Source organism: uncultured Nostoc sp. (assembly GCF_964245445.1).
GTDB lineage: Bacteria > Cyanobacteriota > Cyanobacteriia > Cyanobacteriales > Nostocaceae > Nostoc.
Window position 1 is genome coordinate 1 of record NZ_CAXTNE010000015.1, and the last position, 22,690, is coordinate 22,690.

Annotated in this window: 17 protein-coding genes and 1 pseudogene; 9 read left to right on the plus strand and 9 right to left on the minus strand. The window is 38.8% G+C overall.

Annotation, left to right across the window (positions count from 1 at the left end):
• Positions 1-169 precede the first annotated feature (169 nt).
• Both ACFE90_RS04345 and ACFE90_RS04350 read right to left on the minus strand, forming a co-directional pair.
• Positions 170-901: a hypothetical protein gene (locus ACFE90_RS04345; protein WP_375498069.1), complete on the minus strand. Its 732-nt coding sequence runs from the start codon at positions 899-901 to the stop codon at positions 170-172.
• A 253-nt stretch (positions 902-1,154) separates the two neighbouring features.
• Positions 1,155-2,639, minus strand: a complete 1,485-nt coding sequence (locus ACFE90_RS04350; RefSeq protein WP_375498071.1) for a sensor histidine kinase — start codon at positions 2,637-2,639, stop codon at positions 1,155-1,157.
• 747 nt (positions 2,640-3,386) lie between these two features.
• On the opposite strand from ACFE90_RS04350, the gene ACFE90_RS04355 reads away from it, so the two are divergent.
• From ACFE90_RS04355 to ACFE90_RS04385, 7 genes are all read left to right on the plus strand, one after another.
• On the plus strand, positions 3,387-6,116 hold the full coding sequence (locus ACFE90_RS04355) for a pre-peptidase C-terminal domain-containing protein (protein WP_375498073.1): 2,730 nt from the start codon (positions 3,387-3,389) through the stop codon (positions 6,114-6,116).
• Positions 6,117-6,270: 154 nt separating this feature from the next.
• Complete coding sequence (locus ACFE90_RS04360; protein WP_375498075.1) at positions 6,271-6,873, plus strand: hypothetical protein; 603 nt, start codon at positions 6,271-6,273, stop codon at positions 6,871-6,873.
• 292 nt (positions 6,874-7,165) lie between these two features.
• Positions 7,166-7,663, plus strand: a complete 498-nt coding sequence (locus ACFE90_RS04365) for a hypothetical protein (RefSeq protein WP_375498077.1) — start codon at positions 7,166-7,168, stop codon at positions 7,661-7,663.
• Positions 7,664-7,729: 66 nt separating this feature from the next.
• Positions 7,730-8,668, plus strand: coding sequence for a molecular chaperone (locus ACFE90_RS04370; RefSeq protein WP_375498161.1), 939 nt, complete (start codon positions 7,730-7,732; stop codon positions 8,666-8,668).
• Positions 8,669-8,878: 210 nt separating this feature from the next.
• Positions 8,879-11,917, plus strand: coding sequence for a carboxypeptidase regulatory-like domain-containing protein (locus ACFE90_RS04375; RefSeq protein ID WP_375498079.1), 3,039 nt, complete (start codon positions 8,879-8,881; stop codon positions 11,915-11,917).
• Between the two features lie 124 nt (positions 11,918-12,041).
• On the plus strand, positions 12,042-14,222 hold the full coding sequence (gene ppk1 / locus ACFE90_RS04380; protein WP_375498081.1) for a polyphosphate kinase 1: 2,181 nt from the start codon (positions 12,042-12,044) through the stop codon (positions 14,220-14,222).
• A 190-nt stretch (positions 14,223-14,412) separates the two neighbouring features.
• On the plus strand, positions 14,413-14,829 hold the full coding sequence (locus ACFE90_RS04385) for a response regulator transcription factor (RefSeq protein ID WP_375498083.1): 417 nt from the start codon (positions 14,413-14,415) through the stop codon (positions 14,827-14,829).
• Between the two features lie 129 nt (positions 14,830-14,958).
• Here the strand turns inward: ACFE90_RS04385 and ACFE90_RS04390 are convergent, their stop codons facing one another.
• A complete protein-coding gene (locus ACFE90_RS04390; RefSeq protein WP_375498085.1) occupies positions 14,959-15,132 on the minus strand; it encodes a hypothetical protein in 174 nt (57 codons plus the stop codon).
• 307 nt (positions 15,133-15,439) lie between these two features.
• On the opposite strand from ACFE90_RS04390, the gene ACFE90_RS04395 reads away from it, so the two are divergent.
• Positions 15,440-16,009 carry a DUF2854 domain-containing protein gene (locus ACFE90_RS04395; RefSeq protein WP_375498087.1) on the plus strand — a complete coding sequence of 190 codons (570 nt, stop codon included), beginning with the start codon at positions 15,440-15,442 and terminating at the stop codon, positions 16,007-16,009.
• Between the two features lie 346 nt (positions 16,010-16,355).
• Here ACFE90_RS04395 and ACFE90_RS04400 read toward each other — a convergent pair whose 3' ends face one another.
• Positions 16,356-16,616: a chlororespiratory reduction protein 7 gene (locus tag ACFE90_RS04400; protein WP_375498089.1), complete on the minus strand. Its 261-nt coding sequence runs from the start codon at positions 16,614-16,616 to the stop codon at positions 16,356-16,358.
• A 282-nt stretch (positions 16,617-16,898) separates the two neighbouring features.
• Between ACFE90_RS04400 and ACFE90_RS04405 the strand changes: the two are divergent.
• Positions 16,899-17,845 (plus strand): annotated as a pseudogene (locus tag ACFE90_RS04405) (transposase); the annotation flags it as partial.
• Between the two features lie 107 nt (positions 17,846-17,952).
• Here ACFE90_RS04405 and ACFE90_RS04410 read toward each other — a convergent pair.
• The 5 genes from ACFE90_RS04410 to ACFE90_RS04430 all read right to left on the minus strand — a co-directional run bounded on the left by ACFE90_RS04410 (position 17,953) and on the right by ACFE90_RS04430 (position 21,594).
• Positions 17,953-18,780 carry a glycosyltransferase family 2 protein gene (locus tag ACFE90_RS04410; protein WP_375498091.1) on the minus strand — a complete coding sequence of 276 codons (828 nt, stop codon included), beginning with the start codon at positions 18,778-18,780 and terminating at the stop codon, positions 17,953-17,955.
• Positions 18,781-18,819: 39 nt separating this feature from the next.
• Complete coding sequence (locus ACFE90_RS04415; protein WP_375498093.1) at positions 18,820-20,124, minus strand: NAD(P)/FAD-dependent oxidoreductase; 1,305 nt, start codon at positions 20,122-20,124, stop codon at positions 18,820-18,822.
• Between the two features lie 90 nt (positions 20,125-20,214).
• Positions 20,215-20,571 carry an EamA family transporter gene (locus ACFE90_RS04420; protein WP_375498095.1) on the minus strand — a complete coding sequence of 119 codons (357 nt, stop codon included), beginning with the start codon at positions 20,569-20,571 and terminating at the stop codon, positions 20,215-20,217.
• A 3-nt stretch (positions 20,572-20,574) separates the two neighbouring features.
• Positions 20,575-20,988, minus strand: coding sequence for an EamA family transporter (locus tag ACFE90_RS04425; protein WP_375498097.1), 414 nt, complete (start codon positions 20,986-20,988; stop codon positions 20,575-20,577).
• 204 nt (positions 20,989-21,192) lie between these two features.
• Positions 21,193-21,594, minus strand: a complete 402-nt coding sequence (locus ACFE90_RS04430; RefSeq protein WP_375498099.1) for a hypothetical protein — start codon at positions 21,592-21,594, stop codon at positions 21,193-21,195.
• Positions 21,595-22,690: the final 1,096 nt, after the last annotated feature.

The following is a 22,690-nucleotide window of genomic DNA, read 5'->3' on the forward strand; positions in this document are numbered from 1 at the left end:
TGGTAACTTTCATCTTCTTACTTCTCCCGCCTTTTTTCTAATTCACATTAGGCGTGAGTTATAAGTTAGTAGTAATTCTTTTGTAGGGTGTGTTATGGCTTTAGCCTAACGCACCACCATATAACTAATAACTAACTCCTCACTCTTCACTTCTAACTCCTAAGTATTTTTAATTCAAGAACACTGAACCGTTTTGTTCAATTCTCATAGTACTTCTACCCTGTGCTGCATTCGTGGCTTCGTTAAATCTAACTTCCAAACTTCCTGATTCTGAAGAGGGTTGTGGAGTAACTATCAACTGTCCACCATCTTCTCGTTCAAATGTCACTGTTACTGGTGCGTTTAGAGCTTGCAATATTACATTTGACTTACCAGCTAGCGATCGCGGTGCCGTATCACCAATTACTTGGTAGGTTACCTTAGCCGCAGTGTCATTTACCAACGTGACATTAACTTTACCATTTGCTAGTGCGATCGTAGTGCTGGGGGTTTGCCGTGGTTGTAGTAGTTGTTGATCAGTAGAAACCGTCCCTGTTGCAGGCTGTTGAGTTTGATCGCCAGAAACTGGGCTTTGTGAACTGACACTTGGTACTGGAGCTTCACCACCGACACCCAATTTTGTTTGCTCTTGTGATGGGGTAGCAGGTACGGGAAGAAGCCCTTGAGCAGCTAGTCTTTGTGTTATCGCATTAGGAGGACATCCCTGTGGCACGACAACCTGACTATTGTGTGGTTCTTCATAGAAAATTCTAGGACAAGGGTTAACCTTGGGAGTAGATTGTTGTGTTACTGATTGTTGTGCTAGTGCTTGGGGAATTGCTGGCAGAGTGATTAGTAATCCACCGCATATAGCACCAAATAACTCAGCAGACTTGCGAAAACTTTGAAACTTCATATTCATTCTTAACTCCTGATACAATTCAATTTGTCTTTCTTTAAAAGAAAAGTTTCTCAAACAAAAAGTTGAATTAGCAGTTAATATATGCAATTTGAATGTATAACAGCTTACTAATTACTCAGCTAAAGTATAAATAATATAAATTATGATGTTAGTAAGCAATTCGATTGCTAAATATTACAACTGTCTTCATATAAATTAGTAAATAAATTGACTTGTCTACATCTATCACAGGAAACAAAAATTTATTGTCTAATTAAGACTCAAGATTTATTGGTAAAGTGATAGTGAATGTAGTGCCAATGCCTTGAGTGCTTTCAACTTGAATGTGACCCTGGTGATGTTCAACAATAGCTTGAGCGATCGCTAATCCCAATCCTGAACCAGTAACACTGGCTGTAGCTGTATTCTCAGTTGTATGAGTCCGTGCCGGATCTACCCGATAAAACCGATCAAACAAGCGTGGTAGTGCAACTGATGGAATTCCAACACCAGTATCACTCACTTTAACTTGCAACTGGGCGCTGGTATAACGCAGTCCAGAAACGCGATTTATTCCTTCTATCCGCGCTAATTCTACTTTCACCCGTCCACCTGCTGGAGTGTAATGCAAGGCGTTAGCAATCAAATTTGTGAACAGCCGCACCAGTTGATCCCAATTGCCCACAAGGGTAAACCAATTTTCCAGTAATTCCGGGCTAGTTTCAAAGACGGGAGGATCAACTAAGTCTAGAGAAAGAGCGATTTTTTTTTCAGGGACTAACAATTGTTGTTCTTCAACCACTTCCATCAGCAAGGCATCTAGCGGACAAAGTGAAAAAGTATCTTTGCTAATACCACTATCCTGTCGTGCTAAAAACAGTAAGTCATTAACTAACTTACCCAAACGCTGCGTTAACCGTTCCACCACCTTTAACTGTTGTCGATACTGCAAAGAAGTAGTCGCTTCTGCCTCTGCTAAATCCAAGTCAGCAAGAGCGACTTGCACATTAGTTTGAATCAAAGTAATGGGACTTCTAAGTTCATGAGAAGCATCAGCAGTAAATTGTTTGAGGCGTTGATAGGACTCGCCTACAGGTTCCATCGCTTTACCCGAAAGAAACCAGCCACTTGCGCCGACAGAAAGCACCATTAACCCAATACCTAGCGCCAAATCAAAAATTAACTGGCGACTGGGTTTAGTAACTTCAAACCAGGGATGACTAACACGCAGATATCCTAATACTTGTCGCCCTACTTCCACCCGTTGGGTAACTTGCCGTAATAACAGTGCTGAGTTGGGAGTGGGAAGTGAGGAGTTAGGATTGAGGAGTTTATCATCTTTGCCTTTTTCTTTCTCTGCCTTAACTACGCGCACAGTTTCACCAGTGCGGTTGGCATGAATGGGAATATTTAGGGGTTCGGATAGCGTTGACCAAAGTAATTCACCAGTCGGACTAAACCATTCTAGGTCGATGTGGTCATCTTCTACGGTGTCAGTATTGTCACGAAAACTGGCTTCTACATTAATGCGAAATTTATCTGCATCAGCATTAATTGGCTCAAACATGAGCTTAGATGCACAGGGGCTTGTTGTGAGACAACGCTCCACTATTTCCACTACATGGTTAAGGGTATCATCAATCCGTTCAATTAGTGTACTGCGGACGTATAAATAAACGCCACTGGCAAACAGCAGTAATAATACAGCAGTGACAGTAGTATACCAAAGGGCGAGACGGCGACGAGTAGCTTGAAACATATTGCAATGCCACGAAAAATGCTTTGGGTAAGCGAGTTAGCAAAGAAGAAAACAGATATGGTATTATCGATTATTTTCCTTGAAAATACTCTTAGTTAGGATATAACCGGAAAAATTTTATACTAATACTCTTTAATGAAATAATTTGATTTTTTAACAATCAATATTAAAAAAATAAGTACTTTTACGCAGGCATCATCTTTTACCTAAGAGTTAAATTTTATTTGCAGTGAAGTTTGAAGGATAAATGCAAAAGAACATTAAAATTTTCATAGCAACAGCTAATACATAACTCTTTTGTGGATGAATTTATAAAGTTGTAACAAAATTACAATTGGCTACAAAAAGTTTGAGTAACTTCGTAATGGCAAAAACTTTCCTCATCTAGTACTTATTTTTCGCTGAAATGAACCAAATTGACTGCTAACGAAAGACTAGGAAAATTTAGCAATATGTTTAAAATTTGAACCCTAGACTCAAATCTATGCAGTTATCTATTTACACAGGTGCAACAAATATCATGATTTGAAATATTTCACATCAACTAATTCACATACAGCCGCTTAAATTACGACATAAAAACCATACTTGTGAAAGGGTGCATTATCACGACATAGTTTAACAATTTGCCAGAAGTAACAAAAAATTTGTGGTTGATTAATAGTAAAAAACTTGCGTTAGTTGCAAAGCTATGAGTAATTTGCAGCCAATACAAGTGTTTATTTTATACAAAATAATAGATAATTTATGCCAAGTCCTTATTCAGGATTCCCCGATCCAGGAAGTACAACAGCCACAGCTTTAAATACTACATCTGCATCTTATATTGGTGGCTCTCTCACTAGCACATCCAATATATTTCAAGACTCTCTCAGCAACTCTGATAGAAACGATTACTATAAATTTACTCTTAATAGTTCTAGTATAGTTACCTTAAGCCTCACTGGATTAGCGGCAAATAGTGATGCCAATTTAATCTTAACAGACAGTACTGGTGCAACTATAACTGCTCCTAACTTGTCTGGTAATGCATCAGAAAATATACGTTTTACTCTCAATAACCAACCTTCCAACACTTACTATGCCCGGATTTATTTAGTTACTGGGACAGTTAGCACAACTTATAATCTCACTATGTCAGCCGAAGCCATTCAAGATAGTGGCATCGCTGACGATACAACTACACTAGCAAACACTAACAGAGATATTAGTGCAAGTGTCAATGCCGGCAGCTACAGCGCAACTGATTTTGTTGCAAGCACAGGTAAAGGGAACATTACTGACCCTAGCGACTACTACAAATTTACCTTAAATAACAACGGTACTATTGGTATTAACCTCAATCCTTCAAGTGGTAATGCTGATATACAGTTGTTGAATAGCTCTGGACAGTCTCTTCAACCTGCCGCCACTAGTACTCAAACAGGTACAAACCCAGATTCTATAAATCGTTCTCTCGCCGCAGGTACTTATTATGTCCAAGTCTATGCAAACGCAGACTCGACTAATTATAATTTGCAGGTTAATTTTACCGCAGATGCACCAGACCAAGGAGGAAACACTCTAGCAACTGCTACTACTATCAATCTTCCTGCCACTATCTCAGATTTAGTCAGCACTGTTGATACTCAAGACTATTACAAATTCACTCTTGCCTCAAGTGCCTTAGTTGATATTAAATTCACATCACTCTCAGCAGACGCTAATTTAACACTGCAAAATCAAAACGGTAGTAATATTGTAACTACTAGCCAGTCAGGAACAACGCTAGATCAAATTCGCCGCAGCTTATTAAATCCTGGTACCTACAACATCTTAGTAACTCCTGGTGCTGGTACAACAACAGCTAACTATACTCTGAGTGTAGTTGCCCAAACTATAGGCGCAGACCAAGCTGGTAACAGTCAAGGAGCAGCCCAGAATTTAGGTACTTTAAATGGTTCTATTTCCCGCAGTGAGTTTGTAGGCAATATAGATACTAATGATTACTATAAGTTCAATCTTAATAGCACCAGTTCCTTTAACCTCACCCTTTCTGGTTTGAGTGACAATGCAGATGTGCAACTAATTAGGGGTAGCAATGGCCAAACAATACCATATACTAACCAAACGGGGAGTACTAATGAAACCATCACCAATCTTCCTCTGAGTGCAGGTACATACTACATTCGCATCTACGCCTCTGGTTCAGCCGAAACTTTCTACAACTTGGACATCACGGCGCAGCCACAAGCACAACAACTGGAAATTAATCCAGGCTCTGGCAGTTCTGACCCTAAAAACTTAACTGTTTGGGGCAATACTTTGTACTTCACTGCCAATGATGCTACTACGGGTATTCAACTGTGGAAGAGTGATGGAACTACAAACACTCGCATCACTAATAATAGTGGTTTCAACCCTGATGCTCTAATAGTCTTTAATAACAAGTTATACTTCACTGCTACTGACAGCACCTATGGTACAGAACTTTGGCAATACGATGGCACATCTGTAACTAGGATTAGTGATATTAATTTGAATTCTGGCAGTTCTAACCCCAGTAATCTCACCGTTGTCGGTAACAAACTCTTCTTTACAGCAGTTGATAGCAGCAATACCAGAAAACTTTGGGTTTATAACAGCACAAACGTCAGTTTAGTAGACATTAACCCCGGTTTCAGTAGTTCTCAATCACCCACTTTCACTGCTTTTAACAGCAAGCTATTTTTCACAGCCAAAAATAACACTCAGCTTTGGTCAACTGATGGCACTATAGGCGGTACGCAAGTTATCAGTGTCGGAGGAACTACTCAATCATATCCTGCAAACTTTAGGGTGGTTGATAGTACACTATACTTTACTGCCAGCAATGCTACAAGCGGTTTTGAGGTCTGGAAATACCAAAGTGGTACAACAGCTAGCTTGCTGAAAGATATTACACCTGGGAACAATGGGTTCGCGCCGACATATTTGACAGCCGTTGGTAACACTTTGTACTTTGTGACAGATAGCGATAATGACTTTAACTTGGAACTGTGGAAGAGTGATGGAACATCTAGCGGAACCGTCAACATTAGAACTAATGGACAAGCACCTAATGTTGGTTTAGGGTCTTTCTTTCTAACTGCTGTTGGTAATATTCTCTACTTTGTTGGCAACGACCCAGTAACTGGTCTAGAATTGTGGCGAACTGATGGCACAAACGCCAACACAGTATTAGTAAAAGATATTTGGACTGGCGCAAACGCCAATAACCAGCCCAATAACAGTATTCCCACTAGTCTCGTTAATTTCAATAGCACTCTGGCTTTTGCAGCTTCTGATGGCAGCAACAGGGAGGTGTGGTTCAGTGACGGCACAACTGTCAATACTCGCAAGGTTAGCAACATTAACGCTACAGGAAATGCTAACCCTGACAGGCTGACTGTCGTTGGTACACAGCTGTTCTTCACCGCCAACAACGGGACTAACGGTACAGAATTGTACGTGCTTTAAATAGGAGGTGATTGTTAATAACAAAGTCGATATAAGAATAAGCCAAATTTAACTGGTTGTAGTTTCACTAAAATTTCAGCCATTTGTAGACAAACTATCGAGTCCACGAAATTTACTAACGGTCAACACAAACAATAGAGAGATATTTTCCAATATGAAGAACAAATTTTTAGCTCTTGCTGCTTTTGTTACTGCTGTTTTAGGTGGTGCGATTCTTTCTGCCCCTGCTAGCGCTCAGATTGCTCAAGGTTCAGGCCCGAATAGCACAATTAATGTTACTGTCAGTGTGCCTGAGATTCTCTACTTGAGAACTATCACAACTGCCAATGTAGCCATTACTCCAGCTGATTTAGTTGGTACATCAGGAGCAGCAGGGTTAACTGCAGTTAGTAGTAGTACTCCCCCCGCTTATCAAGGCAGTGGCACATCTTCTGGTGCTACTGTTGATACTACATCCCCCTTCTCAGTGGGCGCAACACCTGTAACCAAAACGATTACCAGTGCCTACGTTGTTTTTTCTAACAGTCCCACAGGAACTTATGAAGTAGCCATTACACCCGGTACTTTTACCGGACCAAGCAGTAATACTCTTGCCGTTGGTGTTAATGCTAGTGATGTTAGTAGCGCTGCAATAACTGCTGAAGGCTTAAGTAGTGCTACTGCAAAGGATATTATTCTAGATGTCCCGTTAAGCGCTACTGCACCGGCAGGAAGCTACACAGGTACTCTGGCAGTTGAAGCTTTCAGACCTAACTAACCTTTCTTTAGGTGACAGTGGGAGGAGTAATCTGACTCAAACCTGACAAGCAAAAGACAGATTGCTCTCTTACTGCTGATGTAATTCCGTAAACTGGTTAACTTCGTGAATATCTCCCCAATCCCCTAGAATCTTGGGAGATATTCTCCATATTAAATCTATTAGCAACAAAGTTCAGTAAAGATTTGATTTGTATACATGACTTGAATGTGAATAACTTAGCAATATGTCATGGCATCTAACTAAGAGTTACAAACATTACCTACTCAACTCCATAGCTGTCAGTATAGCTATGTTAGCGTGTTCACAAACACCGACTGCGGCACAATTAATCCCCACCATTCAACCCATAGAGATTTACCAGTTAGCTACTCCCCAAAGACTCAAAATTCCTCCCATCACACAGTCAGAAATTTCTGTGGCTACTAAAAGTGAGTCAGTTACTAATTCAGGAGACTTATTAGCACCTCCCCGATTTAATACTTTGATTGTTCGGGAATTTCCTAATATTTGGCAGATGCGTATTCCTACAAACCAAGTGAATTTACTTTATGCCACTTATGAGATGAAAGCCGAAAATGGCAGAAGCGATGCAATTAGCAGTGAACAGCGTTCTAATTCTGCGGTTCAAGTTGTTATAGAGCCGTTGCCCATCATAGAAATTTCTCGTGATTCCAATACTAATACAGCTTTGGTACAAGGGGGATTCCGATTAAAAATGGACGTTTCTGGTACTCAAGTTGCAGGTCAATATACCGGGGAATTGTCAGTAGTAGTAAATAGCCGTTAATTGCTGTAATTAGATGGAGAAAATAATTGCTTTATGGTGTGTTTTAAAATGAAAAATTTAATCCCCATGTTGCCAAAATCAATAAATATTGCCTTGGGTGTAATGGGAGCATTAGCTCTAAGTATGCCTTCTGCAATGGCAGTTAATATTGGTGTGAGTCCACCCAGATTTCACATAGATATGAACAGCAACAAAACACGCTCTCAAGCTATTCGTGTTTTCAACCTTGATTCTCAACCAGTTGAGCTTAAGGTTTATGTGCAATCGTGGGCAATGAACGAGGAAAATAAAGTACAAATACTTCCTCCTAAAGAGCAATCTTTAGAGCAGTGGATTATTTTTACTCCTTCTAGATTTATAATTCCACCTGGTGGCTCACAGACTGTTCGTTTTGCCATTCGTCCTAGAGTTAAGCCCCAATCAGGTGAACATAGGGCAGTACTTTATTTTGAAGAAATACCCCGGACAGCTACACGAAATAAAGGTATAACTTTAATTGGCAAATTAGGAGTTGCAATATATGGTTATGTAGGAGATATCAAGAGAATTGGTGTATTAAATTCTGTGAGTGTCAAGCCTAAATCTAATGCTCTCAATGCCGTCTTTGATATTTCTAGCCAAGGTAATGCATCTGTTAATATGCAAGGTCAATATGCTATTTGGCCGGCTGCTAAATATCCAGGTGCTGAGGTGACAAAACCCATAGCTCATTTAGAAAAACCAGAGGTAAAAATTTCTGAGCCTTTAGTGGATGCAGGATTTTTACCTACAACACTAATTTTGCCTGATAGCCGTCGTCAAGTTTTACTACCAATCACTAAAAAGTTACCCCCTGGTAGCTACGTTTTGGATATCAATGGGGAATTAAATGGTGTAGCAATTAAAAAAGGTATACCTTTTACAGTGCCAATTAATGCTCCACTGGCTAACAATATCAACACTCAAACTCAGTCAACTTCTCAAAAACTGAAAAATTCTCTCAAAAATCCTCAACGTAGCAGATAAACTATTCCACATTTAAATTACGTTAATCGGGCTGAGTAAGATGCCTAATCCACTAGATTGATGTAATTTATATGTGCAAGTCAAATGCATTTAAGCTTTTGTGAATCCAAAAGCTTAAATTTTGCTAACCAATTTTCTCAATCTTCCCAGTAATTATTTGTAGCCGGAAACTTTCTTCGGCTACCCATACAAATTTGTGTACTTCAGTCTATGCTTTACCAACCTTCAGCATCTCCCCCAGCAATAACAATTATACAGTCAGAGAATGGTTCTTGTAAAACGCAGTTAGATACCCGCGTTAGTCAAGAACATAAAGCATTTGCCGGAGCAATTGCAACTCCTTCACCACCAGAAACATTACCACCTGAGTTTTCCACGGATAAATCACAGGATTCTTGCAAGATAGATAATGAAAAGATTACAGCTAGTAATAGACCTACTGAAAATGCTCTAGATTATGACACCAAGCAACTTAGTCAACAGGTTGTGGCTCAAAGTATCAAACCCTCAGCAGCCTCCCAGTATTCAGGTGTTAGTGACATCAAAAGTACTCTAAAAAATATCAGGAATGCTGCTCATAATAATTATGCAAAAAATCTGCTTTATCCTGACAAGGAACAAAAGGTTAACAATGTAGTTACTCCAGATTCTACTAGCACCGATACTTTAAAAACTTCAACAGGTAAGAATAATCCTACTCCAAATCCTCCTATTAATAATATCTTGGCTGAGGGCAAAAATTTATTAGTGGGAGTATTCATTAATGGACAGGAAGTTGGTAGTTTAGAAGTTATTCCAGAGGGAAAAAATTTATTAATTCCACTGTCTGATTTTGCCCAAATAGCTGGATTTACGGTGGAAAATCTTGATACCGACAAAACTTACCTGAAAACACCTTTAGGTGAGGTAACTATTACAGACTCAGACTTGAAAAAAATTAATGGTATTACTTATATTAGTGATACTTTCTTAAAAGAAAAATTACTTACTGAGATAGAGCTAAAAACTTCAGATTTAGCTTTGAATGTTGATTTACCTTGGCGCAGAGGTAGTGGAGAATCTAGCAATCGGGCAATTGACCTCAAACCTGAAGTTAGACCTCCTAGCAATGGTTTATCTAATTTCCGGCAAGAGTTAAATTATTACAGTAATTCTGGTAATACAAACTGGCGTACTTCTTCTCTTTTGGGTGGGCGTTTAGGAGGTGGTGCGTGGCGGTTACGTTTAGAGAATGATTTTGTTAACTCGCCCCAACTAAGTGAATATTTTTACTTTAAACGTTCAGGGCGAATGCTTTATCAAATAGGTCGCCAACAAATTGGGTTAAATCCTTTAGCTACTAATCTCAATTTGACGGGAGTGCAGATTGGTTATACTAATTTACCTGCCGACAGGTTTAATCCAAGTTATAGTGCTAATGAGCTTCTACCAAGACGTTCCCAACCTATACAAACATTTCGTGGTGTAGTTCCCCCAGCCAGTTTTGTTCAGTTAAGAGTTAGTGGCGTAGTGGTTGCCCAACAGCAGGTAGGACTAGGTGGAGAATACGAATTTGCAGGTGTCAATTTGCCTACTGGTCAAAGTAATGATATTGAACTGTTTGTATTTGACCGCAATAATTTCAGCGTACCTACAGAAATTCGTTCTTTAAGACTCAATGCTTCAGATTTATTGTTACCATCTGGCGGTAATGTGCAGTTAGCCGGTATAGGATTAACTGGTAACTATATCCAAAATAATTTATTGGATGATTTTCCTTCGACTCAATCAGGCAAATTGGCTGGATTTTATCAAATACGTCAAGGTATTTCTGATAATTTAACGTTGGAAAGCTCTGCACAATTATTAGCTGATGGTACACAAGCGCAGGCAGGTTTTGCTTGGCGTTTGGCAAATCCTGTAATTTTATCAGCGAATGCTGGTACTTCTAACGGTGAGTTAGGTTATGCGGCTAATTTAGATATTCAGTTGAATCGGTTGCAAATTTTGGGAGTTTCTGAATTATATCCAACAGGCTATTTTAGCAGCAATGATCAGTCACGCGATCGCAAGAACAATGCTCTAGATGTCAGATATAAATTCAGTAATAGCTTTAGTTTAGGCTTGATTGCCCGCAGTTACCAAAACCAAAGTGATTCGAGTACTTACATTCTGCCGACTTTTTCATTCCGCGCATTGTCTAACTTGTCTTTGAGAGGTACACCAGATTATTTTGGCAACTATTCATTCAACGCCTTCTATCAACCAACAAGAAACAGCAGGCTATCTTTTAATTCTTTTGCTAATGTTTATACAACAGATTTTGGCTATAACCTAAGCCGTGATTATCTAGTATCCTTCGGGACTGAATCGGGTGGTGATTTAGCGACTCGTTACACTTTGGGACTGAATTATACCTCTCCTAGTATTTCAGGTCTGAGTTGGCGCTTAGGACTAGGATATAGAGATGGAGAAGTTGGGCCAGTTGTAGGCGCTAGTATGCGAATAGTACCAGGATTATTCGCCTCAATTGATTATCAAGGCATCCCCTCTAGAAATAGAAATATTCTTGGTGGCATTGGGGACGATCGCCTAACCATATCCTTAGTATCAGATTTATCATTTGCTGGCGGTAGAGTGTCGCCGGCTGAATATAGCTCAGTTACCAAAGACAGAGGAGCGATCGCTGGACGAATGGTTATTGAAGGTGGTAGGAAGGGTGTAGACCTTGGTGGCGGTACTATCAATGTTTACGATAACCGTAGTCGCAGTGTCGGTACAGCTAAAATAGACGCTCAAGGTAATTTCTTTGTCGGTAACTTGCGAGAAGGTGTCTATGTAATTGCACTAGACCCAGACGAGTTACCAATTGAAGTTGCTGTGCGGAAAACTTCTATAGTTGCAGAAGTAGCAGGTGCAGCTGTGACTCAGTTAGATTTCCCCGTTAGATTAGAATATGGTATAGCAGGCAAAATTACTGATGTGTCAGGTCAGCCAATACCAAATGTGGAAGTAGAACTAGTTGATGCTCAAGGCAAACGAGTAGTATCATCTGTGACTGATCAATTTGGTCTTTACCGTTTAGATGCTGTTCCCGTTGGTAACTATACATTGCGCGTTCCAGTTCAAGATGGCATCGCCAGCAGCAATACTTTACCAAAATTAGAAGTAGCAATTAATAAAGAGTTTATCTACGACCAAAATCTGCAATTGCCAATAGCCGCAGCAGCTAAGGAAACTCAAGAGAAAAAAGAAACTCAAGAAAAATAAGTTTTTAAGATTTTTCTAAAAGCGACAATTAGGGACAAACCGCTTCACTTGGATGCCCGATTTAATTTATTATGTGTATTATTCTCCAACTGTATGGGCTATATCTGGCTACCCTAAGATCGTTATGGCAAAATCGAAGAAAAGCGCCAATCCCATCAATTTGAACGATCCACAATATTATCTTAACCGAGAGTTAAGCTGGCTAGAATTTAATGCCAGGGTATTACATGAAGCCTGCGACGATCGCACGCCCCTTCTGGAACGCCTGAAGTTTTTGGGAATTTTCAACTCTAATTTGGATGAGTTTTTCATGGTGCGCGTTGCTGGTTTAAAGCAACAAGTAGAAGCGAAAGTTAGTCTGTTGACTCCTGATGGTCGGACACCACAACAACAGTTAGACGATATTAGGTCTACCCTCATTCCTCATGTAAAGAAACAGCATCAACATTTTGAGCAAGTACTTCGTCCTCTACTAGTAAATAATGGCATCCATATTCTGGATTACATAGATTTGAATCAAAAACAACGGACTCATCTCAACAGTTATTTTGAGGAACAAGTTTTTCCAGTTTTGACTCCTCTGGCTGTTGATCCTAGTCATCCCTTTCCTTTTATTTCTAATCTCAGTCTGAATCTGGCTGTTGTGGTCAAAAACCCAGACACCGAAGAAGAATTCTTTGCCAGAGTTAAAGTCCCCAGTGTTCTCCCCCGATTTTTACCAATACCGCCGGAGTTAGGAGATCAGAAAAACGACAAACCTGCCCACTGGACTGGTGTACCTTTAGAACAAGCGATCGCTCATAACTTGGAATCTCTATTTCCAGGGATGAACATTCAAGAATATCATCCATTCCGCATTACCCGTGATGCCGATTTGGTCTTAGAAGAAGATGAAGCAGATGACCTATTGTTAGCGATCGAACAGGAATTACGAAAACGGCGTTTGGGTGGAAGTCCAGTCCGGTTAGAACTTCAATCCCAGACTCCTGAAATAGTGCGATCGCGATTATTGCATGATTTGGAATTAACAGAAAGCGATCTCTACGAAGTAGACGGTCTTTTGGGACTGCGGGATTTGATGTATTTTATGTCCTTGCCATTACCAGAACTCAAAGATCCACCACGCCAATCTGTTGTACCATTACGCCTGCAAAGGTTGAGGGAACCGAGTTTAGACCCAGATACCGTGGAGACGGACGAAGGAAAAGACTTTTTTGCTGTGATTCGGGAAAAGGATTTGCTAGTACACCATCCCTATCAATCCTTTTCGGCTACAGTGGTGCGCTTTATTACCCATGCTGCCTACGATCCGAATGTGTTAGCTATCAAGATGACCCTTTACCGGACTTCTGGTGACTCGCCCATCGTCAACGCCTTAATTGCCGCCGCCGAAAATGGCAAACAGATATCCGTACTGGTGGAATTAAAGGCGCGATTTGATGAGGAGAATAATATTTACTGGGCAAAAAGACTAGAGAGAGTCGGGGTTCATGTCGTCTATGGTTTAGTCGGGCTAAAAACCCACAGTAAAACCGTCATGGTGGTACGGCGAGAAAAAGACCGGATACGGCGGTATGTGCATATTGGCACTGGTAACTATAACCAGAAAACGGCACGGCTGTATACAGATTTGGGATTGTTCAGTTGCCGTGAAGAATTAGGTGCTGACATCACAGATTTATTTAATTTCTTGACAGGATACTCCCTGCAAAAGTCTTATCGAGAGTTGCTGGTTGCGCCTGTGAATATGCGCGATCGCTTTTTAGCACTAATTCGCCGCGAAATCGAAAATGTTCAAAATGGATTTTCTGGACGCATTGTTGCCAAAATGAATGCCATAGTCGATCCAGAAATCATCGCCACTTTATATGAAGCTTCCCGCGCCGGAGTGGAAATCGACTTAATTATTAGGGGCGTTTGTTGTTTGCGCCCAGGACTCAAAGACATTAGTGAAAATATTCGCATAATCAGCATTGTCGGTCGCTTTTTAGAACACTCTCGGATTTATTATTTTCACAACAATACACAGGAAGAAATCTATATCGGCAGCGCCGACTGGATGCGCCGCAATTTAGATCGCCGAGTGGAAGTAATTACCCCAGTCAAAGACCCAGATATTGCCAAAGATTTGCAAGAAATTATGGGAATTATGCTCGCAGATAATCGCCAAGCTTGGGAATTACAAGCCGATGGCACTTACGTTCAACGGCGTCCATACGATGATTCTCCAGAAGCTAATTCACAAAAAATTCTCATGAATATGGCATTACGCTCAACTGGTGTAGCCTCAAACCTGATTGATTAAAAATAAGTTACTTCTATCTTGACAACTAGCTCAACTTAATTTTTTTAGAAAACTTGATTTTTCTGAGAAGTTATCTAAGTTGTTTGTTATGGGTTAACACAAGTTATTCAACCATAGGATAGAGTCAGTACTGGCATTTGTTCTCATAAACTAGAGAGGTTGTTCTGAAATAATTTCTTCTTTCCCCTTAATGTTAATGTTATCCTGTGAGCTTTCTACCTTGCGTGTTCTAGTAGTTGATGACCACGAACTGACTCGTTTAACCTTACAATTAGTTTTTTCTTGCCAGGAAAATATTCAAGTAGTAGGTTTAGCCAGTAATGGTGAAGAAGCTATAGAAATGGTTAAACGTTGCCATCCTGACGTAATTGTTCTAGATTTACAGATGCCAGTCATGGATGGCTGGAGTGCGTCTAGTCACATTAAAGCTATATCTCCGAACACCCAGATCCTTGCTTACTCCTCAGTAGAAGACGTAAATTTTCAGGGGACAAAGGCAATGTCTAGCTTTGATGATGTTTGCAAGAAAGATGTACCTACAAAAGAACTTATTGCTTTAGTTAGGCAGTTAGGTCAGCGTGCAGGAGATGGTTCAGGTGTAGGATAAATGATACAGCTATGTTGCTTCGTCAACTAACACTTAGTTCACTTCTGGGGATTTGAGGACATGATAATACTGAAGAGCGTCGGTTTAACCTGAAGTTGACAGTTAAACCGACGCAATTTTTGATAATTTCTACTCTACCGGAATGGTGCGTCTAAATTCATCAATTAATTCATCCAGTTCTTCCAAGGCCTGATTTACGTCAACTCTCAAAGTTCCCAAATTTGGTTGCTCCAGTAGACCTAACAGGTACTCGCGTTTGCCTTGAACTACAGCAATTCGTTCTTTTATAGTCTGTAAATCCATTATTTTTTTCCTATCTTTAACTACCTTTAAATTTAAAGTTAACTCAAAATCTAACATTCTGGGGCAATAATACGGCCTTACTAGTTACTACACGAACTTTGTGCCTTAGAAATCCGTGTTCTTGCGTCTACGCAAATTCTTATATAAAGAAGGCAGAACCCCTTGATTTCTTACCGTGTCAGTCTTAACCTACCAATTTGGAGTTGGTTGAATATTACTGTCTAGGAACGATGTTCTTCCCTAATTAGTTATTCATAGCCGATGATAATAAAACTGAGGTATTCAGATTTTATACTAATTTAAGCTCATGCTACGCCAAATCTCTTTGGGAACACTCGGTTTAACTATCGGCAGTATATTAACCATCATGGGTTTCGTTGCCTATGGTGTTAATAATGCCACATTAAATCTTGTCGGATTTTTTTACGGAATTCCTCTATTATTGGGAGGGTTGGCGCTGAAAGCTAATGAACTCAAGCCAGTGCCCTTTACTCAAACTACGTCACCGTCAGCATTGATATTGCGGGAACAGCAAGCAACTGACACCCAAAATAAAATTCGCAAAGACATTACCCGATATTGTTACGGTCAAGATGCTCATCTAGATACAACACTTTCTTTTCTGGGTTTGAGTCCCTCAGACCAGGAACGACCAACAGTAACAGGCTTGCGAGAAATAGAAGTCAATGGCAGCTATGCCCTAGTTTTAGAATTTGATTCACCCCTAATACCAATTGATGTCTGGCAACAAAAGCAGGAAAAAATGACCAACTATTTTGGCCCTGGATTGGAGGTTCAAATAACGCAGCCATCTGAAAACAAAATTGAGCTAGCACTGATCAATACTCAAAAAGAGTCATTAGTTAGTAGTCAATAGTCAAGAACAAAAATTATCGTTACCCAAACTCAATTCTTTTATGTACCAATCCTGAATCAAACGCGCAGATCCCCGACTTATCAAAGAAGTTGGCGATCTGCCAATACGGTTCGGATAAGCGGGGCAGAAAAGAGGGTATTTTTGAGTAATTCTTCTCTCACCCTGCTTACAAGACTGCGTAGGTTAAGCCTAGAAAATAACTCCAATGTAGGTTGGGTTGAGGAACAAAACCTAACATTTTCAAGGCTTTATTGGGTAACACTTAAGTTCAACCCAATCTACAAATCTACTGTCTGTTATGCTACTTCTTAATTGACTTTTTTCTTCTTAATAGCTAACCAAAAAGTTACTTTTCTAAACGAACTGCATACCACTGCAAATATTGCCCAGGAGCAATATCTAATTCGCAGGTGGTGTCTAATAAATGTTGTGCTTGAGCTTCCGCAGTATCAAACTTTTGCAAGTCAGGCGGCAAATCTTGAATTACAAGTTGTTGGAGAGTTGTTTTGAGCTTTTCTAATAACTCTGATTGTGTCAGAAATTGTTCTGGTTGATTTGTTTCTAGAACAACAAAATGATCTTGCTGATACATTAATGAGTCTGGCATTTTGAATATTTAGTGAATGTAAATAGGTTTTGATTTTTGGTCAAAGAAAAATAGCAGTTTTATATGCTAATTCTGAATTAATTGTGAGATTCATCTATTCAATAACTCTTAATTTAGCATATCTAAATTTGTAAGGATTCAGGTCTGAGGGTATTGACAAATGTGACACCCAAGGCAGAGTATCAAAATTATGGATAAAGAACACTCTGCTTACCTAAATCATGAAAGCCTGCTCCAATTGTCAAATGAATAATTGGTAAATGTCATAGTGGAGCAGGTGTTTGGGTACAACAGACACAGCCAAACATACACTCAGATGAGACTCTTTAGCTAGTTAAAGGTGTAAAAGAGCGGTTGTGGATTTTTGCTCATACAGAGTTTGCTTTGTTTCACGTAGCAGATACTCGTTCGCGTGCAGAATTAGAAAAGATTCTGAGGTTAAACTATATTGGTGTGTTAAGTTCCGATGATTACAGCGTTTACAATGGCTATGATATCAAAGCCCAACAGAAATGCTTGGTACATTTACGTCGCCATTTTAAAAAACTAATTAAAGCCGGGGTTAAATCAATACGATTCGGATAAGCTCTTGAGGCTCTTGAGGAAAGAGAGTTATTATTAAGCAATTTCTCTTCCCCTGCTTCTCTTCTCCCTCTGCACAAGAACTGCTCGCCTCAACGATAACTTTGTTAACCGAACCGTATTGGGGGTTAAATAACCAAGAAATAGGAGACAATTTCGTCAACTTAATTGACGAAGCATTTAAAAATTACGCCATTTTCCAACAAACCCAAAATCTTTCAGTGTCCTTTAATTGGGCTTACGAGTTGAAAGTAAAAGTTGAGTCTTCGATTAATGAGTGGATAAATATTGCTCAGGGGGAAGCTGGTAAGCTTTTATGATTGCTAAGAGACAAAACAGATCAATGGTGGTATTTTTTAGACCATCCAGAGGTACCCCCAAACAATAACCTCGCACAGCGATCGCTTAGGCTAGCAGTAACCAAGAGAAAGGTTAGTGGAGGTTCCCGTTCAATGGAGCGGTTTAAACATACTGCCAATTTACTGACGGTAGTACAAACTTGAGGCAGTGCCGTGGGCGGGTTTCCCGACTTGAGGCGACTGCCATGTCGTCATCCTTGACGTTCCGTAATTGATTTTTTTGAGCAAGCTATAAAAGCGATGGTTAATCCAAATATGCAAGAACCATCTTTAATTCTTCAAGTTTAGACCTGAATTCTTACATTTCTGCCTTGCTCGTCCCTAGAATGATACCGTTGATAAATTACTATTTTTCATCCAGTTAATTCTTGGTGAGAGCCTATTCCTTCTCAAGTTTATTTACGATTTGTTATTTTCAATGGAATTCTTGCTGTTTCTTGCTGATTGAAAGTCTGACCTAAGTTAGCAGCAGCTGGCGCTGGCGATGTTAAATTCTTGAACAATAGCTTTAGAGTTCGAGTAATAGTTTTAATAATTTTCATTTTGCTGGCACTCGGCTTTTCGTCATATCTCAAAACCATTGGAATTTCTACAATTTTTGGTTTGAGCGGTTTGGCTTTCAGCAATAAATCTATCATGCAAGCAAATCCACTTTCAGTGAATAAACTCTCGCCATAATAAATATCTAGTTTGCTGACAAAAGTACGGTTATATAATCTGTAACCACAAGTGTAGTCTCTTACACCTGGTACATGGGCGGCAATTCTAAAAAGCCAGCTTGCTCCGTAGCTCATCACCTCTCTAAATTTTGATAAGCCTATGACTTTGGAGCCTTTTCGATATCTAGATGCGATCGCAATATCATAGCTACCAGCTATCATCGTCTCATACATCTTGATTAATAGTTCTGGTGGTTGAGTGTTATCGCAATCCATCGCGGCTAAAAAATCACCTTCTTTAGAAATTTCTAAGAAAGTTGTGAAACCTGTTTTAATTGCTTGACCTAAACCAGCATTTTTGGGATGCTGGACTAATTTCAGTGATACCCCCAGCGATTGAGATTCATCTAAAGCAGTCTGAGCAGTTGCATCCTTGCTACCATCATCAACAAGAATCAGCCGGATATCCATATTAGATATTTGCTGCAATACCTGAAACTTTTTGAACAAGGGGCGAATTGATTCTTGCTCATTGTATGCGGGTAAAAGAACAAAAAGACTCATAAGTACCTCGTGTAATTTTCAAAATATTATTCTCTAAGCTTAAGAATTAAGTAATGTTGATTTATTGAGAAATTCATCAACCTGTCGGACGACTGCGTTGTTATTGACGCTATCATTGACCAACTGTGAGGTATTGACAACGAAAAAATCATCGTTTTCAGTACTCACTTTTGGAACAAGGCTTGAATAATTTAAAACTTGTAGTGGCTGTACTTTAATAGCTCGATTAATGTGTGCCGCAACAATATCATCTGCTTTGAGTTCTGGGAACATCAAACGTATACCCTGGAAAAATACTTGGCGCAATTCATCATCTGGCTGTTTTAATAACGGGTCAGTGGAAAGGATATATTTTGGTAGGAATGTGATGTGATATCCTGCTGTCTCTTGCAAAGAAACTAGGTTACTCATACCGATGACTCCAGTAAAGGGAACATTTCTATCGGCAATATTTACTACGTAATAAGGAATTAAAGCCTTGCGAGTAATAAGTACCATGCAGATTACGCCCAGGTATTCTACTGTTTCACCTGTCTCTGAAACTTTCACCAGTTCTTTGGCAGCAACCTGTTGCAGAATATTAACTGGGCCAGTAAAGATGACTTTATCAAAATGTTCCTTTTTGCTCTGATATTCTACCCACATTCCACCCTCTGGATGAGGTGCAATATATTCCACCGCAACGCCTGTGTGGATATGACCCCCAGCCGCGTAAACTAATTTTTCTATATGGTCAAAAACAGTTTTGTAACCGCCTGAAACATAACCAAGTTGTTCTTTGTTTAATGAAGAATCCCGCGCTGAAAATAACCGTTTGATATAAGCCCAGATAAAAACTGCTGATATTCGCTTATAATTCTCTCCTAATTTGGATAGAAGCAAAGGTTTCCAGAGCTTTTCGTATGTGCTTTTACCACCAAGTTTTAATAGCCAATCTTCAACTAAAATCTTCTCTAAGCGCCGCCAGTTATTAAGGCGTGAACCATACAATAAAGTAAAAGCTAATCTTATTTTACCTAGAATTCCAAATAAAGGAAAGCGCAAAAATTCTATAGAGTTACTGATAGAATAAAATTTTTGATTGTCGTAGAAGCCTGTTAAACTTCGATGCCAACGCAGCTTATCTCCAAGACCAATATCTCTGAGAAAATTTATTAAATGAGTATCAGAAGGGAGGATAACGTGATAAAACCGATCCCAGGTAAATAACCCATAATCATGATAAGTGGTAAGTCCACCAAGCTGTTTATTACTGTCGAATACAGTTACTTTATGTCCTTGATTTGAAAGACGTTGGGCTAATACTAGCCCAGTAATACCCCCGCCAATGATGCCTATATTCATAAATTTAATTAAGATTTATGTAAGGATACTTTTGATATTTATCTTCAAAAATTGTAATATTAATAGTCTTGTTGTCTACCCCTTTGGCTATTAATTTACAACCAGAATTACACCAGTTATAATAATGGAAATTCCTAACCACTGGCTAAATACAACCTGCTCTTTCAGAAGATAGTGAGAAGCAATTGGTACAAATGCATACATTAATCCTAAAACTGGAAATGCTTGGCTCAAAGGAATTGTCCGCAATACATAAAGCCACAATATAGTCATAAATGTATAGCAAACAAACCAAATCCAAAAATAACGAGACAATAACAGATTTTGGATAGATGCGCTTGCTCCCTTAGTATGGGTAGAAATGTGAAGTCCATACTTTAGTGATAGGTTTGCTGTTGTTCCGAATAAAACCACAAGCATTAAGACTAGCCAAGTAATAATGTTCATTTTTCAATCTTCTTGATGAGATTTGCTATACATTGATGTAGATTTTTTCAGGGGAATAACTACTAAAAGAACACCCACAAAAATAGTGATCACTCCTGCTATTCTAGTTAATGTAATTTCTTCATTAAAAAAGTAGTATGAGCCGAAAAATATACCTACATAATTTAAACTAGTCAATGGATAAGCAATACTCAGTTTTACATATCGCAGAGCTAATATCCAATTTACTACTCCCAAGCAATAAACACTAATAGCTAATACTAATTTTTGAATAAATACCCAATTAAATAGTCCATCATTTGTATGGCTCATGGTATGCTTCATCAGCAATTGACCAGAAATACTAAATAAAATACTGACAAACAATATAATATAAGGAATTATTTTAACGTTTGAAGTTTGCGAGATAGATTTCATAATACATTTGCCTCAATCGAGATATTAGGTACGAACCGGACAGTAAACAATTTATCGTTTTAAAAGTTTCAGATTTAGGTCATACCTTATTTGCAATTCAATTTCCACTTCAGTAAATAGACAACAAAATTAGGAAGGTTATGTTGAAGGGACTGATATCAAAATGATCATATAAGCTCATGTCCAAGAGTTAGCAACTAGATACTATGCAGCTTGGAGGACGGTTACTGTATTTTGGCAAAACCCGATATTATCGGAGTAGAGTATGCTAAATTTGCTTACTGAGTTACACTCGCAGATATAACAGTTTAATCGCTTGACAATTGGCACAAACAATTTAGCCTTTGCCCAATTGTGAATTGCAGATGTCTTCCGTATCAGCCAATTATGTTTCCAGACTAGTTTGAGTGCGATCGCAATATCTATATCGTAGTGAATGCATATATAGGGAACATTGAGTGCTTTGCCACAAATGTGTGGACAAAGTTTAGCAGTGAGATATCGCTTATGCTGAACTCGGATTCGGTCCGCATGTTCAACAGATGGAGTTAAACAAATAAAAATGGATTCCTGGAATTTTTTATTAATCCACTCATTAACTTTCATCAGTTGTATCCTGCTATAGAAACCTTGTTGAAGGACACTACTCAACTTCTAAAGCCGTTCACTTATATATCAAAACCAAGCTGGATTGATAAATGTTCTTAATTTTCTCCAGGAAGTGTTTATTAGTTCTCCGACATGCCATAGAATTTATCCAGGCTTACAGACATATCTGCAACCTAGGCTGGAAACTAAGCCGATTCATAAAAATTTGTATTCAAAAATAGTGTGTATACGTACTCTTTTTGGACATAGGAACACAATAGTTAAGAAAGATCTGCATGAGAGGGAAAACCATCTATAGATAACTATACAGTAATGCGCCTTACGGGTTTTTGGGGAATTTTATTGCATGTCAAAATAAATGGAGCTTTTGATGACACTAAGGGGTAATGTAAACTAGCGTTTGGCGAGCAACTCGCAGCTTACTTATGTTGAGTTAAGTGGATTTGAGATGTTTTTACATTATCTTAGTACTAGTGTTGTCTAATTGTTTTTAACTATATGTAATTTTAACTAGAGCTTTATCTCAAAATTTCTTTTTACATATAATTACTTACTAGAATACCATGAGAAAACAATGTTGCAAATTTATCGCCACACTTCATCAAAAATTCATTTTAGGAAAATATACTTAAACAGAAACTTTATAAAATATACATTTTTCTCTTGATGAATCTTTACTTTTAAGAATTTGTACATTTATGTACCACTTTCTGACTAATAAAGTTGCAGAAATAGCGATTTAGTATCAGACTCTAAAAGTGCAAAGCTAAGAGTTTTAGTAAGCAGAATTGAAACTTGAACACTAGTGCAATTAAATAATTTTTAGTATAAACAAACACTTACTATTAAAAGCATAGATGCTAACCAATAGTTTGAATCATTTTTTATTTATGAAAATCTTCAAATTCAGATATTTTAGACAAAACTTATTTTAAGGTTAACTTAGACACCAAATAAGGCGTAAGTTCCTATTACTGAATTCTCTTAGGAAGGCGGATTTAATAAAGTACAAAATCTTACCCCCAACCTCTCTCTTTACTACTACTGTGTATACCCAAGTCGAGTCAGGAATCCAATGGACAGAAAAGAACAA

What these genes read in the sequence shown, in the direction of transcription:
- ACFE90_RS04365 (WP_375498077.1), top strand. Translation starts at nt 7,166, where the DNA reads ATGTTAGCGTGTTCACAAACACCGACTGCGGCACAATTAATCCCCACC.
- ACFE90_RS04410 (WP_375498091.1), bottom strand. Translation starts at nt 18,780, where the DNA reads ATGAGTCTTTTTGTTCTTTTACCCGCATACAATGAGCAAGAATCAATT.
- ACFE90_RS04420 (WP_375498095.1), bottom strand. Translation starts at nt 20,571, where the DNA reads ATGAACATTATTACTTGGCTAGTCTTAATGCTTGTGGTTTTATTCGGA.
- ACFE90_RS04350 (WP_375498071.1), bottom strand. Translation starts at nt 2,639, where the DNA reads ATGTTTCAAGCTACTCGTCGCCGTCTCGCCCTTTGGTATACTACTGTC.
- ACFE90_RS04415 (WP_375498093.1), bottom strand. Translation starts at nt 20,124, where the DNA reads ATGAATATAGGCATCATTGGCGGGGGTATTACTGGGCTAGTATTAGCC.
- ACFE90_RS04370 (WP_375498161.1), top strand. Translation starts at nt 7,730, where the DNA reads ATGTTGCCAAAATCAATAAATATTGCCTTGGGTGTAATGGGAGCATTA.
- ACFE90_RS04400 (WP_375498089.1), bottom strand. Translation starts at nt 16,616, where the DNA reads ATGCCAGACTCATTAATGTATCAGCAAGATCATTTTGTTGTTCTAGAA.
- ACFE90_RS04345 (WP_375498069.1), bottom strand. Translation starts at nt 901, where the DNA reads ATGAATATGAAGTTTCAAAGTTTTCGCAAGTCTGCTGAGTTATTTGGT.
- ACFE90_RS04385 (WP_375498083.1), top strand. Translation starts at nt 14,413, where the DNA reads ATGTTAATGTTATCCTGTGAGCTTTCTACCTTGCGTGTTCTAGTAGTT.
- ACFE90_RS04430 (WP_375498099.1), bottom strand. Translation starts at nt 21,594, where the DNA reads ATGAAAGTTAATGAGTGGATTAATAAAAAATTCCAGGAATCCATTTTT.
- ACFE90_RS04395 (WP_375498087.1), top strand. Translation starts at nt 15,440, where the DNA reads ATGCTACGCCAAATCTCTTTGGGAACACTCGGTTTAACTATCGGCAGT.
- ACFE90_RS04360 (WP_375498075.1), top strand. Translation starts at nt 6,271, where the DNA reads ATGAAGAACAAATTTTTAGCTCTTGCTGCTTTTGTTACTGCTGTTTTA.
- ACFE90_RS04375 (WP_375498079.1), top strand. Translation starts at nt 8,879, where the DNA reads ATGCTTTACCAACCTTCAGCATCTCCCCCAGCAATAACAATTATACAG.
- ppk1 (WP_375498081.1), top strand. Translation starts at nt 12,042, where the DNA reads ATGGCAAAATCGAAGAAAAGCGCCAATCCCATCAATTTGAACGATCCA.
- ACFE90_RS04355 (WP_375498073.1), top strand. Translation starts at nt 3,387, where the DNA reads ATGCCAAGTCCTTATTCAGGATTCCCCGATCCAGGAAGTACAACAGCC.
- ACFE90_RS04390 (WP_375498085.1), bottom strand. Translation starts at nt 15,132, where the DNA reads ATGGATTTACAGACTATAAAAGAACGAATTGCTGTAGTTCAAGGCAAA.
- ACFE90_RS04425 (WP_375498097.1), bottom strand. Translation starts at nt 20,988, where the DNA reads ATGAAATCTATCTCGCAAACTTCAAACGTTAAAATAATTCCTTATATT.